11 protein-coding genes are annotated in these 14,940 nt (G+C 58.2%); all 11 read right to left on the bottom strand.

The features are described from left to right. A complete protein-coding gene (locus ACQ4N8_RS14760; RefSeq protein WP_430705138.1) occupies positions 1-1,737 on the bottom strand; it encodes an NADH-dependent [FeFe] hydrogenase, group A6 in 1,737 nt (578 codons plus the stop codon). A gap of 18 nt (positions 1,738-1,755) precedes the next feature. Beyond that, positions 1,756-3,639 carry an NADH-quinone oxidoreductase subunit NuoF gene (gene nuoF / locus ACQ4N8_RS14755; RefSeq protein WP_430705137.1) on the bottom strand — a complete coding sequence of 628 codons (1,884 nt, stop codon included), beginning with the start codon at positions 3,637-3,639 and terminating at the stop codon, positions 1,756-1,758. Between the two features lie 12 nt (positions 3,640-3,651). Then, the gene (gene nuoE, locus ACQ4N8_RS14750; RefSeq protein ID WP_430705136.1) at positions 3,652-4,161 is read right to left on the bottom strand and encodes an NADH-quinone oxidoreductase subunit NuoE; all 510 of its coding nucleotides are present in this window, start codon (positions 4,159-4,161) and stop codon (positions 3,652-3,654) included. Positions 4,162-4,445: 284 nt separating this feature from the next. After that, positions 4,446-6,737 (bottom strand): thiamine pyrophosphate-dependent enzyme, encoded by a 2,292-nt coding sequence (locus ACQ4N8_RS14745; protein ID WP_430705135.1) that lies wholly within the window; start codon positions 6,735-6,737, stop codon positions 4,446-4,448. Between the two features lie 232 nt (positions 6,738-6,969). Continuing rightward, a complete protein-coding gene (locus ACQ4N8_RS14740) occupies positions 6,970-7,962 on the bottom strand; it encodes a 2-oxoacid:acceptor oxidoreductase family protein (protein WP_430705134.1) in 993 nt (330 codons plus the stop codon). A 113-nt stretch (positions 7,963-8,075) separates the two neighbouring features. After that, the gene (gene hydE, locus ACQ4N8_RS14735; protein WP_430705132.1) at positions 8,076-9,128 is read right to left on the bottom strand and encodes a [FeFe] hydrogenase H-cluster radical SAM maturase HydE; all 1,053 of its coding nucleotides are present in this window, start codon (positions 9,126-9,128) and stop codon (positions 8,076-8,078) included. 623 nt (positions 9,129-9,751) lie between these two features. Next, a complete protein-coding gene (locus ACQ4N8_RS14730; RefSeq protein WP_430705131.1) occupies positions 9,752-10,033 on the bottom strand; it encodes an RNA-binding S4 domain-containing protein in 282 nt (93 codons plus the stop codon). After that, complete coding sequence (locus ACQ4N8_RS14725) at positions 10,033-10,305, bottom strand: HU family DNA-binding protein (RefSeq protein ID WP_068784357.1); 273 nt, start codon at positions 10,303-10,305, stop codon at positions 10,033-10,035. The genes ACQ4N8_RS14730 and ACQ4N8_RS14725 overlap by 1 nt, the downstream gene beginning before the upstream one ends. Before the next feature lie 182 nt (positions 10,306-10,487). Continuing rightward, positions 10,488-11,984: a nucleoside triphosphate pyrophosphohydrolase gene (gene mazG, locus ACQ4N8_RS14720; protein WP_430705130.1), complete on the bottom strand. Its 1,497-nt coding sequence runs from the start codon at positions 11,982-11,984 to the stop codon at positions 10,488-10,490. Positions 11,985-12,531: 547 nt separating this feature from the next. Continuing rightward, entirely contained in the window at positions 12,532-14,148 is a 1,617-nt protein-coding gene (locus ACQ4N8_RS14715) for a putative polysaccharide biosynthesis protein (protein ID WP_430705129.1), read from the bottom strand. A gap of 207 nt (positions 14,149-14,355) precedes the next feature. Continuing rightward, a complete protein-coding gene (spoVT, locus tag ACQ4N8_RS14710; RefSeq protein ID WP_430705128.1) occupies positions 14,356-14,898 on the bottom strand; it encodes a stage V sporulation protein T in 543 nt (180 codons plus the stop codon). Between the last annotated feature and the right edge of the window lie 42 nt (positions 14,899-14,940).

Here is a 14,940-nt window from a genome sequence, read left to right as displayed (position 1 = left end):
TTAATACCGGGAGCGCACCAAATAATGAGTATGCAAATACTGATGGCTCTTGTGGCTGTTCGGCTGATCCAGAAACTCCTGATAAATCTGCTGGATATAAGGATTCTTATGCGACTTCCGAACGGTAGCCGCTTCGTCCTCGTCATAGATCGCTTTGGCCCGCTCCGCCTTCACGTTGATCTTATCCCGCAGGCCGGGCTCGACGAACGGTTGCCCGCCGCCGCAGATGCATCCGCCCGGGCAAGCCATGACCTCGATAAATTCGTATTGGCGTTGGCCCGATTGAATCATCGACATCAGCCTCCGCGCATTGCCGAGGCCATGGACGACCGCGGTGCGGACGATCCGGCCGTTCGGCAGCTCGATCGCCGTCTCCTTGATCCCTTCCATGCCGCGTACGGCGGTATACTCCACCGTCTCCAGCTCCTCTCCGGCCACGAGCTCGAACACCGTCCGCAGCGCTGCCTCGGCCACCCCGCCGGTTGCGCCGAAGATTACCCCAGCGCCGGACGCTTCTCCAAACGGGTTGTCGAACGTCTCGCCGCGCAGTCCCGCGAAATCGATGCCCGCCTCCTTGATCATCCGGGCGAGCTCCCGCGTCGTCAGGACATAATCGACGTCCTGCAGGGAATCGCTGGCCAATTCGTCACGCTGGCCCTCGAACTTTTTCGCCGTGCAAGGCATGATTGATACAACCACGATATTATGCGGATCGATCCCCATCGTTTTGGCAAAATAGCTCTTGATCATTGCCCCTTCCATCTCATGCGGCGATTTGCAGGTCGAGAGATTGTCGATCATGTCGGGGAAGAAATGCTCGACGAATTTCACCCAGCCCGGACAGCAGGAGGTCATCAGCGGCAAGCCCTGGCCGGTTCCCAGACGATGGAGCAGCTCGGTGCCTTCCTCCATGATCGTCAAATCGGCGGCAAAGTCGGTGTCGAACACCTTGTTGAAGCCCAGCCGCCGCAGAGCGGCCACCATTTTGCCCGTGACGCGCGTGCCGATCGGCATGCCGAACTCCTCGCCCAAGGCGACGCGGACCGCCGGCGCGGTTTGCACCACGACGAATTTATGCGGATCGGCGATGGCCTGCCACACGTCGCTCACGTTCTCCCGTTCCTGCAGCGCACCCACCGGGCAAGCCATGATGCACTGGCCGCAATTCACGCAGACCGATTCGCCGATCGGGCGACCCAGCGCCGGACCGACCACCGTGTCGAAGCCGCGGTTCATGAACCCGATCGCTCCTACCGTCTGCACCTCGCTGCACACGGCGACGCAGCGGCCGCAAAGCAGGCATTTCGAAGTGTCGCGCACGATCGACGGGGACGAAGCATCGACCGTTGACCGCGCCTTTCCGCCGGCATACCGCACGTCGCGTACGCCGATCTGATTTGCGACCTCCTGCAGTTCGCAGGTTCCGCTGCGCAGGCAGGAGGTGCATTCCCGGTCATGGTCGGACAGGATCAATTCGACCGTCGTCTTGCGGGCCTTCCGCACCCGCTGCGTATTCGTTCTAATCCGCATGCCGTCCTCGGCCGCCAGCGTGCAGGAGGCGATCAGGCGGGGGCCCGATTCCACCAGGCAAACGCGGCAGCTGGACGGATGGTTCGTACCCTGCAGGTGGCAAAGGGTGGGGATGTGAATGCCAAGTCCGCGGGCCGCTTGGAGAACCGTCGTTCCCTTCGGTACTTCCGTTTCCATATCGTCAATCCATAGTTTAACGGTATCCATCATAGTCTCCTCACACCTTTAGCTTTTATAGATTGCGGCGAATTTGCAGCTGTCGAAGCAAAGCCCGCATTTGATGCAAACGAGCGGATCGATGGTATGCGCCTCTTTCACCTTGCCGGTGATCGCCCCCACCGGACATTTCCGTGCGCAAAGGCTGCAGCCTTTGCATTTCTCCGCGTCGATCGTATACGTGAGCAACGAGCGGCAAACCCCGGACGGGCATTTCTTATCGATGACATGGGCGATATACTCGTCGCGAAAATATTTCAGCGTGGACAGCACCGGATTCGGCGCCGTTTGGCCAAGACCGCACAGGGAAGCCGCCTTGATCTGTTCGGACAGCTCCTCGAGGACCTCCAGATCCTCCATCGTGCCTTTACCGTCCGTGATTTTCTCCAGGATCTCCAGCAACCGCTTGGTGCCGATCCGGCACGGAGCGCACTTGCCGCAGGATTCGTCCCGCGTGAAATCGAGATAATACCGCGCCACGTCCACCATGCACGTCTCTTCATCCATGACCAGCATGCCGCCCGAGCCCATCATCGAACCCAAACTCAGCAGCGTATCGTAGTCGATCGGACGGTCGAGATGCTCGCTCGTCAAGCAGCCGCCGGAAGGCCCGCCGGTTTGGACGGCCTTAAACGCCTTGCCGCCGGGGATCCCGCCGCCGATTTCGTAAATGACTTCGCGCAGCGTAATGCCCATCGGCACCTCCACCAGCCCGGTGTTGACCACCTTGCCGCCTAACGCGAAGACTTTGGTGCCTTTGCTTTTTTCCGTCCCGATGCCGGCATACCACGAGGCGCCCTTCAGCAGGATGATCGGAATGTTCGCCAGCGTCTCCACGTTGTTGATCACGGTCGGCTTGCCCCATAAGCCGCTGACCGCCGGGAACGGCGGTTTCGGGTTCGGCATCCCGCGCTTGCCTTCGACGGAGTTCATCAGCGCCGTTTCCTCGCCGCAGACAAAAGCCCCCGCGCCCAAACGGACGCTGATATCAAAAGAGAAACCGCTGCCAAACAGATCCTCCCCAAGCAGGCCGTAATCGCGGGCCTGCTTGATGGCCGCCTGCACCCGTCTCACGGCGATCGGATATTCCGCCCGCACGTAAATAAAACCGTGATTGGCCCCGATCGCGTATCCGGCGATCGCCATCCCTTCGAGCACCGAATGCGGGTCGCCCTCCAGGATCGAGCGGTCCATGAACGCCCCGGGATCGCCCTCGTCGGCGTTGCAAATCATGTATTTTTGCGCCGTCTGCTGCCTCGCGGCCGTCTCCCACTTCATCCCCGTCGGGAAACCGCCGCCGCCGCGTCCGCGCAAGCCCGCTTCCTTCACTTCTGAAATGACTTCCGCAGGCTGCATCGTCGTCAGGACGTTGTGCAGCGCCTTATATCCGTTCATCGCGATATATTCGTCGATATCCTCCGGATCGATCGTGCCGCAGTTGCGCAAGGCGATCCGATGCTGCTTGCGGAAAAAGTCGACCTCGTGCAGCGGTTTGATCCGCCCGTCCTCCAGCGATTGCTGATACACCAGCCGCTCCACGATATTTCCCTTAAGCAGATGCTCATCGACGATGTCCGCGACGTCCTTGACCTTCACCCGGCTGTAAAACACCTCTTCCGGGTAGATGATCACGACCGGCCCCAACTCGCATAGCCCAAAGCAACCGGTACGTACGATATCGATCTTGTCCTGGATGCCCTGGCTGCGTACCTCCTTCTCGAACGCCTCCGCAATGAGCATCGAGTCCGAGGAGGTACAGCCCGTACCGCCGCAGATCATGACGGACCGCTGGGCCACGCCGCCTTCATCGTTTCCGGCCTTGCCCAGTTTCCGTTTGACCAGCCGGCCCAAATGGGCCGTTCGGATGCTTTCGAGATCCAACAACGTTTTCATCGTATCTCCCTCCTAGTGCGTCTCCGCAGGCGTGCGCAGCTGCTTCAGAATTTTGGGGATTTCATTGGGCGTCAGCCGCCCGTACACTTTTTCCCCGATGGTCATAACCGGTGCCAGCCCGCAGGCCCCGAGGCAGCGGGTCGCGTCCAGCGTAAATTTCCCGTCCGCCGTCGTCCCCTGCACCGGCACGTTCAGCTCCGAACTCAGCCGGTCGAGCACGGCCTGCGCCCCCTTGATATAGCAGGCGGTACCCATACAAACGCGGATGACATGCTCGCCTTTCGGTTCTAGCGAGAAAAACGAGTAGAACGTCGCCACGCCGTAAATCTCCGCCATCGGCATTTCCAGCTCCCTGGACACGATCTGCAGCGCTTCCTCCGGCAAATAGCCGTAGATATCCTGAATCTCATGCAGCACCGGAATCAATGCTCCGGGCAGCAGCCGAAACTGATCGATGATTTCGCCGACCCGGCGAAGCCGTTCCTGCTGCTGTTCTCCTTGACACTGGCATGTGTCTCCCATGGTGATTCTCTCCCTTCATCGTCCTTTCATGGATCGGAATCCCGCCGGGCGCCGCGCCCCCGCTTAAGGGTCCGTGAGCGCAGCATCCGGCAGCCGCTGTTAAAGTACGTGTTCAAAAAGTCAGGTTTTCAGCACCGAGAAGATTGGAGGAAGCTAGGGACTGAGGAGCGGAGCGTACGTTTTGGGTACGTGAGCACCGGAAGGCCCGGCTGAATTCAAGATTCGACGTCGAATCCACTTCCTGACCCGCCTCGTGATCAAAAGATGACTTTTTGAACAACCTCTTAAAGCAGCGGACTTTCGTGCTTCAGCTTCAGGCGTTCCCACCGCCGGTTAACCTCTTCCTCGAAGGCCTCCAGCAGTTCGGAGTCCGCCAGCATGTGCTTCGTCTTGCCCATCAGCTTCAGCCATTCCTGCGGCGAAATCCGGTTGTTTTTCGCTTCCGGATTATAGGTGATGTTCGTGACGCCATGCTCGATTTCGTACAGCGGGAAGAAACAGGATTCCACCGCGGTTTTGAGAATCTTCGTGCCGAGTTGGTCTTCGGACCGCCAGTTCAACGGACAAGTGCTGAGCACTTTCCCGTACACCAATCCTTCATGCTGGGCATACCACTGCGCTTTGGCCGCCTTCATGATCAGATCCTGCGGGAAAGCTTCGGCGCCGGTAAACACGTACGGGATGTTCGTCGCCGCCATGATCTGCGGCGTATCCTTGTGGTGGAACGCCTTGCCCTTTTGTTTCTTGCCTACGCCCGACGTGCTGGTCATATGGCCCAGCGGCGTGGAATAGGACAGCTGGGAGCCGGTATTCATGTACCCTTCGTTGTCGTATTCCAAAATGATCATCCGGTGGTTGCGCAGCGCCGAACCGATCGCCGGCCCCATCCCGATGTCCATCCCGCCGTCGCCCGTCACCATGATGAAGGTCACGTTATCGGATACGTCGATTTCGCCCCGGCGCTTCCGTTCCCAGAACGCCTCGACCACCCCGGAGACGGTGGCGGCCCCGTTTTGGAACAGGTTATGGATAAAGGTCTGCTTGTGCGAAGTGTAAGGATAACCCGCGGTGACGACGTACGAGCAGCCGGTTTGGAACAACGTCACGACGTCTCCTTCGATGCCTTTATAAAACAACTCCAGCGAAGAGATCGCGCTGCAGCCCGGACATGCCCCGTGCCCCGGCGCAAGCCGCTTAGGCTTCGCCGTCAAGCTGCGCAGCGGCGGCAGCTTCACCTTAAGCTTGCCGGTCGCCTCGTCGGGGGTGACTTGAATCAGCCCGCTGTTAAAGGCATCTCCGTGCTGCGGAGTCAAGATCGGTCTGAGCTCGTGTACCGGATCGCCCGGCACGTGCCCGAAGTAATCGAACGGCACCGCGGCTTTGCCCTGCTTCATCGCCTCGATCGCCAGTTCGAAGAAGGCCTCCGCTTCGTCCGGATAGAAGTCCTTGCCGCCAAGCCCATACACGCGGGAGAGGACGACCGTTTGGTTCGCCGGGTCGAGCTTCAGCGCCGAGCGGATTTCATGCGTCATATTGCCGCCTTGCCCGCCGTAGGAATCGGCCCGCTCGCCGACCAGCAGCGCCTTGACCCCGCGCAGCGCGCTGCGAATCTCTTCCGCCGGAAAAGGCCGAATGATGTTCGGCCGGACGATGCCCGCCTTGACGCCTTGCGCCCGCAGCTTGTCGACGATGTCCTTGGCCGTTTCCGCCGCGGAATTGAGCAGGAACAAAGCGACCTCCGCATCCTCCATCCGATAGAGGTCAAGCGTCGGATAATCGCGTCCCGACAACGCCTTGTATTCGGCGGCGATCTGCTTATACACATCGGCGGCCCGCTCCTGCGCCAGATGCAGCTGGTAGTGGTTATTCAACAGGTCATCGCCGTTCATGTGCGCGCCGACCGTGATCGGCTGCGACGGATCGGCTACGTTGTCGAACCCGGCTGGCGGTGCTTCGCCCACGAAAGCCCGGACCGTCTTGGCGTCCTTGAAATAGCTGAGCTTCCGCTTCTGGTGCGAGGTAAAAAAACCGTCGTAAGCCACGATCACCGGCAGCCGCACCTCCGCGTGTTCGGACAGCTTCAGCGCCATAATATTCATGTCATAGGCCGCCTGCGGCGTGCTCGCCGTGAGGATCAGCCAGCCGGTGTTCAAGGCGTAATACAAATCGGAGTGGTCGCCGCGGATATCCAGCGGACCGCTGATGGCCCGCGTCACCAAATTCAGGACCATCGGGAACCGCGTGCCCGATTGCACCGGCAGCTGCTCGATCATATACATGAAACCGTTGGCGCTCGTGGCGTTGATGACCCGGGCGCCGCTTAACGCCGCCCCGTAGCAAATCCCCGCCGAGCCATGCTCCCCGTCGGCCGCGATCAGCTGAATGTCGTGGAGTCCCTGGGCTTTCTTCTGGTCAAGGATTTGCGCGATCTCGGTCGACGGAGTAATCGGAAAATACCCCATCACATGGTAGTTGATCTGCGCCGCCGCCATAGCCGCCGCTTCATTCCCCGATTCGAAGGCCGTCGTTTGCTCCGCCTGCGTCAAACTCGTTATTTTTTCTTCGGTAATAGACATCGATTAAGTCCTCCTCTACGCGGTATAATCCTTGTTCAAAAAAGTACGATATGATTCTTGTTCAAAAAGTCAGATTTTCAGCACCGAGAAGGTTGGATGAAGCTAGGGCCTGAGTAGCACAGCGTAGCTGGAGGCTACGTGAGCAACGGAAGGCCCGGCTGAATTCAAGATTCGATGTCGAATCCGCTTCTTGATCTACCTCGTGATCAAAAGATGACTTTTTGAACTACCTCTATTGAAAGACGTGGGCAACGCGGTGGCTGTCGGCATATCCGGGTTCTTCCCGGCGCACGCTGAGCGAGCCCGTAGGGCAAATTTCCACGCATTTCAAACAGCCTTTGCAGTACTGGTAGTCGATCCCGCGCAAGAACATTTGCGGCCGGCCTTTCTTGTCCTCCCCGGACTCCCATACGAAGCACAAATCCGGACAAACCGTGTCGCAGTTGGCGCAATGAATGCAGCTTTCCATGTCGAGTTCGGGCACAAAGCCCTGCCGCGATCCGCTCAAGTCCTTCAGTAGGCTGTTGCCCTGCGTGCGGATCACGCCGCCGGGAACCTGCGTTTCGTAACCAAGCATCGGCTGCGCCCGTTCGAAGCGCATCCCTTTTGCCCCTTCCGGCGGCTCGATGGTCTCGAAGCGGACCTCCTCGTATCCCCGGTCGAACGTGCGCAGATTCGGCTCCACCAAATGCGGATATTTCTTCTGGAAGGTATGCTTTATCACCTCGCGCATCGAATCCCGGTCCAGGAAATCGCAAATGCGGAACATCGCGCCCAGCATCGAGGTATTCACCTTCGTATGTTCATCGATCGCGATCCCCATCGCATCGACGACGGCCAGCGTCCCGTAAGGGAATTTCAGGTCGCGCCGGATCTCGTCGAATTCGCGGGTCGAATTCACCAGCACGATCCCGTCCGGTTTCAACCCGCTCAATACGTTGACCGTTTTGTGCAGCGCCTCATGGAAAAGCCCGATGACATTCGGCTCCTCGATCGGGCTGTGATCGCGAATCTCTACGTCCGGCTCGCAAAAGCGGACAAAGCTCTTGACGGGCGATCCCTTCTTCTCCGAGCCGTAGGACGAAAAGTTCGCGCCGTTTAAGCCGAGCCCCAGCACGCCGGACTCCGCCAGCATCTTCCCGGCCAGATTCGCGCCCAGCCCGCCGATGGATTCCAGACGGATTTCGAAAAAGCCGAGCTCGTTCGTTTTGGTCAATATGCTCATTCGCCATTTCTCCTCTACGATTTAGTTGTGAATTATTTCACGAATAATAGCGAAAAGAAAACACGTCTAAGGATGCGGCATCTATGGTGACTCCAGCTCACTCCAGACTAATTTCAGCGGTTAGCCATGATGGCTTTGATGCTATCCCCCCTTCCCATATCCACGGAAAAGCCCGCAACTCCGATGCGGAGCTCCAGGCAGTGCCTGCACTGTGCAGATTCGTCTCCCGTACAAATTTTGCCGTTGTACAGGGCGTATTTGTTGCGGACGCTAACAGGCGACAAGTTCGGCATGACCACGTTGGCTCCAACCTTCAGCGCCATTTCCCGGCCTTCGGAGTTTAGCGTGCCAAGGGCCGTCGTCGCGGGAATGAGCGCATCCGGGACGAGTAGCCGGGCCAACGCCACCATGACCAGCGTATCCTCCAGCGAACCGGCACGAGCGCCTGCGAGCGGAGTCTGGTCATGCGGAATAAACGGGCCGATGCCGATCATGTCCGGGTTCAACGTTTTGAGATATATAAAATCATCCGCCAAATCCTCTGCGGTCTGGCCGGGCAGCCCGACCATGAATCCCGCGCCCACCTGATAACCGATCGCCTGCAGCGTCTTCAGGCAGTTCCTGCGATTATCGAAGGACATATTTGGATGCAGCGATTGATAGAGCCTGCGGGAAGCGGTTTCATGGCGCAGCAAAAACCGGTTCGCCCCCGCCTTGTACAACTTGCTGTAGGTTATTTCATCCCGTTCGCCGATAGACAGCGTCAGGGCCGTATCCGGAAAATTCGACTTGATATTCAGGACCAGTTCAGTCAAGATATCGGCCGTGTACCAAGCGTCCTCGCCGCTCTGGAGCACGAAGGTGCGGAAGCCCAGATCATACCCTTCCCGGCAGCAATCCAGAATTTGCTCCGGCTTCAGCCGATAGCGTTCGGCGTTCCGGTTTCCGGCGCGCAACCCGCAATACAGGCAGTCCCGCCGGCAAAAGCTGGAAAACTCGATCAAGCCGCGCATGTACACCTTGTCCCCGTATTTCTCCATCCTTCTGCGATGGGTAAACCGGAATAGCTCCGCACGCGTTTCGGCATCCATGTGCTCCAGCAAATAGACAAGCTCATCCCTCGCCAATTCTCCCCGGGAATAAAGCTTGTGAACGAACTGTTTCATCGGCATTCTTCCTTTGGCTAGACTGGAATATCTACCCTTGTATACCCTATGGTCGGTATGGCAAAAGATGAATGAAACAATTGTGAATATTTTCACTTTGTAAGCGTTTTAAATTACACCCTTCCGAAAAGCAGACATGAACGTTTTGTATTCATAACGGATAAGAACTCGTCCGAGCATGAACCGTCTAGCGATCGTTCCATAAAACAGGCGGCAGATGCGTAAAATCATGGGTGGAATAGTCGTGCCGGATAGTAGCTGTAACGTGTAGTAGCGTCCATCGTTCGTTGGTTGTTTCGACATGGAGCTGAATCCGAGGTGTTTTCTAAGAAGCCGTCATGCTTATTTCGAAAACAAGAAGTGGATGTGACATCAAGCTGTCAGACAAAACTCTACAAGAGATGTCAGCAAAAAAAGATGAAATGTGTATTTATTATATTACCACGATTCGGTGATTTTGGTAGAGATATTTTTGACAGTTCTTAACTTTTCTTATTGCCATGAAAGCCTACCGCTGAAATCCGGATGGGGGAGAAGGACTTCAGGAGCAGAACCCCGGTACCTTGATGGACAAAAAATAAGCATGCCCCGATCGAGCGGGGCACGCTTTAAGCTCTTCGCTTCTAATTCCAGTCCAGGCCGGAATCCTTCGCGATCGGCTCTTCCTTGACCAAGGTATACATGGTGGCAGCTTCATCCTTGCGAGTCGTCTCGACCAGGCGTTCGACGCGGACGGTCACCAGCTTTTGGCCGAATTGAACCGTGACTTCGTCGCCCACCTTGACGGTGCTGCTCGGTTTGGACTCGCGCCCGTTGATCAGGACTCTGCCTTGTTCGGAGACGTCCTTGGCCACCGTGCGCCGCTTGATTAACCGTGACACCTTCAGGAATTTATCAAGACGCATTATTTTACAGCTTCTTTAAGTTTGTTGCCCGCTTTGAATGCCGGAACATTGGATGCTGGGATTTCGATCGTTTTGCCGGTTTGCGGGTTGCGGCCCGTACGACCGGAGCGTTTGCGGGTTTCGAACGTACCGAAGCCGATCAATTGTACTTTGTCTCCGCCAGCAAGAGCGTCGGTGATTTCGCCAAGGAAACCGTTCAATACGGATTCAACGTCTTTTTTCGTCAAACCGCTTTTGCTGGAAATGTTGTTGATCAGATCTGTTTTGTTCATTAATAATGCCTCCCAATAATAAAAGAAATAGGTGATACCTTGGCACTACAGGCGTAAAGCCTGATATAAGCCCATGGTTATCTTTGTATGAGTATTCTTGCTTGAGATGAAAAATCCTGCACCGCCGGGAACTTTTTTTTGATTTTTTCGCAAAAAAACCGATATTTAGGCCTTTTCTCCCATCATTCCCGTTCTTTCGACTTAGCCTCGTCCCAGAAAGCATCCATCTCGGCGAGCGTGCTGTCGCCCGGGGCTTTCCCCTGCTCGCGCAGGCGTTCTTCGACATATTGGAACCGCTGCGTGAACTTGCGGATCGTCCGCGACAACGCCTCCTCCGGATCGGCCCCGATGTAACGGGCGGCATTCACCACCGAAAACAACACGTCGCCCAGCTCCAACTCCTGCGCTTCGGGTTCGTGCTTTTGCGCCACGGCTTCCTTCAGTTCGGCGATCTCCTCCTCCAGCTTGGACCAAACCCCGTCGATCGACTCCCAGTCGAAGCCGGCTTTCGCCGCTTTTTTCTGCAGCTTGTAGGCCTTCATTAAAGCCGGCAGATCCCGCGGTACCCCGCTGATCACCGATTGCCGCTCCGGCTGGATGCCTTTGCGCTTCTTCTCTTCGGCTTTCATCGCTTCCCAGTTGTTTAGCGCGGCTTCCGCATCCTCGGCGCTCAGGTTGCCGAACACGTGCGGATGACGGTAGATCAACTTCTCGTTCAGCTCCTGAATCACGTCGTAGACCGAAAAGGCACCAAGCTCTTCCTCCATCTGGGAATGCAGCATGATTTGCAGCATCAGGTCGCCCAGTTCCTCGCGCATATGGTCGGGATCGTCGTCGTCGATCGTCTCCAGCACCTCATAGGTTTCCTCGATGAGGTTCTTGCGGATCGATTCATGCGTTTGCTCGCGGTCCCACGGGCACCCTCCCGGACTTCGCAGGATCGACACGATCTCATGGAGCCGCTGAAAGCTGCGGATGCGCAGGGCTTCGTCCTCGCTGGCCGGCACATAGACGAGCGAAAGATTGCCGTATCCCTGGATGCGGTCCAGCTCGAACAACGGAATCCGCTGAATCCGCTCTTGGCCCGCGACGCCAAGCGCATGTCCCACTACGACCGGATAGTCGTCGGGGAATATCTCCATCAGCCCCAGCTTCACCTCAGACGCCGTAAGTTGATCGTATACTTGTCCGATGAGCGTATGCCGGCGAGGGTCGATCGCACCTCCGCTCAGCGCCGTTGCATCGAGTAGCGCAAAGCCTTCGATCGGGTCGAAGCCCAGCCGGACGAACGCTTCGTCGAGGAAGCTCTCCCCGCCGACGATGTCGAGGGCGATGCCTTGCTCCGGGCAGCGCTCCCGCAGCAGCTTCACCGACGCTTCGGCCACCATGGGATGGCCGGGCACCGCGTAAACGATGGTCTGTCCTTCCAGGCCTGCCCTGGCCCGCACCAGCAGCCGGGCGGCGATTTCCTCATAAACGGCCGGAAAGTCATCCTTGGCTTCGTACACCTCGTCGAACGAGGCGAATCCGACGCCCGTTTCCTCCAGCCAAGCGACGACCGGATGATCTTTGGTCCGTACGTAGCGTTCCTTCGCGCCTTGCAGCCGTTTCATGCTTCCTAGCGTCAGCCGGTCGGGATCTCCCGAACCCAGGCCGACGACCGTAATGGATGCGCTCATGGTACTGATCTCACTCCCTGTCTGTTTCGGCATGTAATTCACTAATGAGTGTTCAAAAAATCGGCTTTTCAGCACCGATGCTTAGGATTCCGATGTGCGTTTTTTCAAAACGCTAAGCCTATGCTTTCGAAGCGCGTTGTTTCAAAACGCTTGAGGTCGGATGAAGCCAGGAACTCCCTGTAGCGTGGCTGCGTAACGGACCGTAATGACCTTATTTGCCCATTTCCCAGCTATTTCCCGCTGTAACGGACTCCAGAGACCTTATTGGGTTCTCAGGGCGGCAATTTCGCCGCTTTTGACCGAAATAAGGTCTTCTTGGTCCGTTAGAATCGGAAACTGCCCTAAGGCGGGCCAATAGCGTTTCTGGTGTCCGTTTGCTTGCTGGAGGCTATCTGCAACTCCGTGAAACTACTTCATGATCAAAAGATGTTTTTTGAACTACCTTCTACTATACCACTGCGTCAGCCGATTATAAAATCGGGGCGGGCGCAGTGCGGGAGGCCGAGGTCTTCGAGAGGCTCGGTACCGCAGCGGCGGCGCTGCTGCGCTACGGCAGCAGCCGCAGCTTCCGAAGCAGCGCCAGCAGCTTCGGGCCGACCCGCGGCAGGGCGCTCAGCTCTGCCGCGCTGAGCAGCCGCGTGCGCAGCACGGCTGCGGCGAACACGGCTGCGCCCAGCAGCACGCCGAGCAGGCTCTCGGCCGCGGCCATGCCGCGGCCCTCGGGCAGCTCGGCGGCGGCGAGGCGCAGCGCGAGGACGGCGGCGGCCATCGCCAGGGCCGCCGCTAGCGGGCGCAGCACCGCGTCCCGCAGGCGCGGGCGCAGCCCGGTGCGGCGCAGCAGCAGCGCGAGGTTCAGCGCGGCTGCTGCGGTGTACGCGGCGATGCCGGCGATCGCCGCGCCGGTGATGCCGAGCTGCGGCACGAGCAGCGCGTTCAGCGCGGTCTTGAGCAGCGCCGCAGCGAGCAGGTGCAGCGCCGGAGCGCGCACGTGGCCGAGCCCCTGCAACAGGGCGCTCGTGACCGCGACCAGCGCGCCGGGCGCGGCCGTCCACGCCACCCAGGCGAACGTGGCAGTGCCCGCCGCATCCTCGTAAAGCATCACGTTGATCGGCTCCGCCAGCAGCGCAAGCCCCAGCGAAGCCGCCAGGCCGATCAGCCAGAACCAGCGCAGCGCCACCTGCGATTGCCTCCGGATCGTGTCCGCGTCCCCCTTCATTTGCAGTTCGGCCATCGCCGGTATAAACAACACCGACAGCGAGGCGGCCAGCATCGTCACGAGCTGCACGAGCGGGATGCCCCGGTTATAGATGCCCACCTGGGCCATGATGCGCAGCTCCTCCCCGTGTTCGGAGAACAGCCGCGGCAGGGTGAACGTGTCGACCAGGCTGATCAGCGGCACGGCTAACGACGCAAGGCAGATCGGAATGGCGTATTTCAATATGGCGGGAAGCAGCGACCGCCTCCGCACCGCACTCTCAGGCGGTTCGAAACTCCCGCGCTGCCGAAGGCGCTTGAGGTAAGCCCGCCAATAGAGCAGCATAACCGCCAGTCCGGCGGCGGCTCCGGCGACCGATCCGGCCAACGCCCCGCCGGCAATGACATGCTCCGGCGCTTGCAGCCGGCTTAAATACAGCAGCAGGACGATCATCACCGTCACCCGGGCGGCCTGCTCGGTGACCTGGGATATCGCCGTCGGCAGCATGTTCTGCAGCCCCTGGAAATAACCGCGCAGCGCCGCGCCGATGGGTACGAACAGCAGGGCCGGAGCCGCTCCTTGGAGCGCCGGCGCCAACAGGCTGCTCCCCATCAACCGCGACAATAGCGGCGCGCCAAAATAAAGGATCCCTGCGGCGGCCATCCCCAACACCGCCATCAGCACCGCAGCCGTGCGCAGCACCTCGCGCTGCTCCCGCTCCCGTCCGGCTGCATGCCGCTCAGCCACAAATTTGGCGACCGCCGCCTGGAAGCCGGAGGTCGTGAGCGTAATCAACAACGCGTAAAAAGGATATACCGTATTATAAATGCCAAAAACGCCGTCTCCCCCGATGTTTTGCAGCGGGATTTTCTGCAACATCCCGAGCAGCTTGGTGATCAGGGCCGCCGCGCTCAACACGGCCGCTCCCTTCAATAGCTTGGAAGACAGACTTTCTTTCGATTCCTTCATGGTTTACCTACTTTGCCTTATCATAATGGCTTTACTTGGCTTGCAGGTTCCATTATATGACGAATCAAGGGTATGCCGCCATTTTTCCCCGGGATAACACAAAAAACTTACACATCCCTCTTCAGCTTTGGACGGGCTCCGCCGCCCGCTGCAGGGGGTGTGTGTAAGTTAATCGGTAAGCTATGCTTAGTATCGGCTGCTCTACGGCTATTGCTCCATCTGTTTGGCCAGAAAGCCGGCCGCGGTTTCCGCCATTTTCGATTCAAGATCGGACATTTTGACGGCATCGTCCTTGTTGATCAACACAACCGTTCCGATCGGATCTCCACCGGCAATGATCGGTGCGATGACGAACGAGGAAATATTCTCCGGATGGTCCTTCGTGATTTCGTAGGAGCCCGACTCCGTTTCCATCATGATTTTGCGTCCATCCATGCTGCTCTCCAGCAGCGTGCCGATTTGCTTCTCCAGATACTCCTTCTTGGAGGCCCCCGCCACGGCGATCAATGTATCCCGGTCGGAGATCAACGTAATGTGCCCGGTGCTCTCATACAATGATTCTGCGTATTCCTTGGCGAAATCGCCCAGCTCTCCGATCGGCGAATATTTCTTTAAGATCACTTCTCCATCCCGATCCACGAAAATTTCGAGCGGATCTCCTTCGCGAATCCGCAAAGTCCGGCGGATTTCCTTAGGGATAACGACACGGCCCAGATCATCGATACGGCGTACAATACCAGTAGCTTTCATTTCACTTGTTGCCCCGCTTTCCTAGAAGTTTTGAACTACGGC

The organism is Paenibacillus macerans, assembly GCF_050565405.1.
In the GTDB taxonomy this organism is placed as follows: Bacteria; Bacillota; Bacilli; order Paenibacillales; family Paenibacillaceae; genus Fontibacillus; species Fontibacillus macerans_B.
Note: the sequence above shows the minus strand (reverse complement) of the source record. Positions and strands in the feature narration are given on the sequence as shown.

Coding starts and splice junctions, on each gene's coding strand:
- ACQ4N8_RS14760 (WP_430705138.1), bottom strand. CDS start 1,737: ATGGATACCGTTAAACTATGGATTGACGATATGGAAACGGAAGTACCG.
- nuoF (WP_430705137.1), bottom strand. CDS start 3,639: ATGAAAACGTTGTTGGATCTCGAAAGCATCCGAACGGCCCATTTGGGC.
- nuoE (WP_430705136.1), bottom strand. CDS start 4,161: ATGGGAGACACATGCCAGTGTCAAGGAGAACAGCAGCAGGAACGGCTT.
- ACQ4N8_RS14745 (WP_430705135.1), bottom strand. CDS start 6,737: ATGTCTATTACCGAAGAAAAAATAACGAGTTTGACGCAGGCGGAGCAA.
- ACQ4N8_RS14740 (WP_430705134.1), bottom strand. CDS start 7,962: ATGAGCATATTGACCAAAACGAACGAGCTCGGCTTTTTCGAAATCCGT.
- hydE (WP_430705132.1), bottom strand. CDS start 9,128: ATGAAACAGTTCGTTCACAAGCTTTATTCCCGGGGAGAATTGGCGAGG.
- ACQ4N8_RS14730 (WP_430705131.1), bottom strand. CDS start 10,033: ATGCGTCTTGATAAATTCCTGAAGGTGTCACGGTTAATCAAGCGGCGC.
- ACQ4N8_RS14725 (WP_068784357.1), bottom strand. CDS start 10,305: ATGAACAAAACAGATCTGATCAACAACATTTCCAGCAAAAGCGGTTTG.
- mazG (WP_430705130.1), bottom strand. CDS start 11,984: ATGAGCGCATCCATTACGGTCGTCGGCCTGGGTTCGGGAGATCCCGAC.
- ACQ4N8_RS14715 (WP_430705129.1), bottom strand. CDS start 14,148: ATGAAGGAATCGAAAGAAAGTCTGTCTTCCAAGCTATTGAAGGGAGCG.
- spoVT (WP_430705128.1), bottom strand. CDS start 14,898: ATGAAAGCTACTGGTATTGTACGCCGTATCGATGATCTGGGCCGTGTC.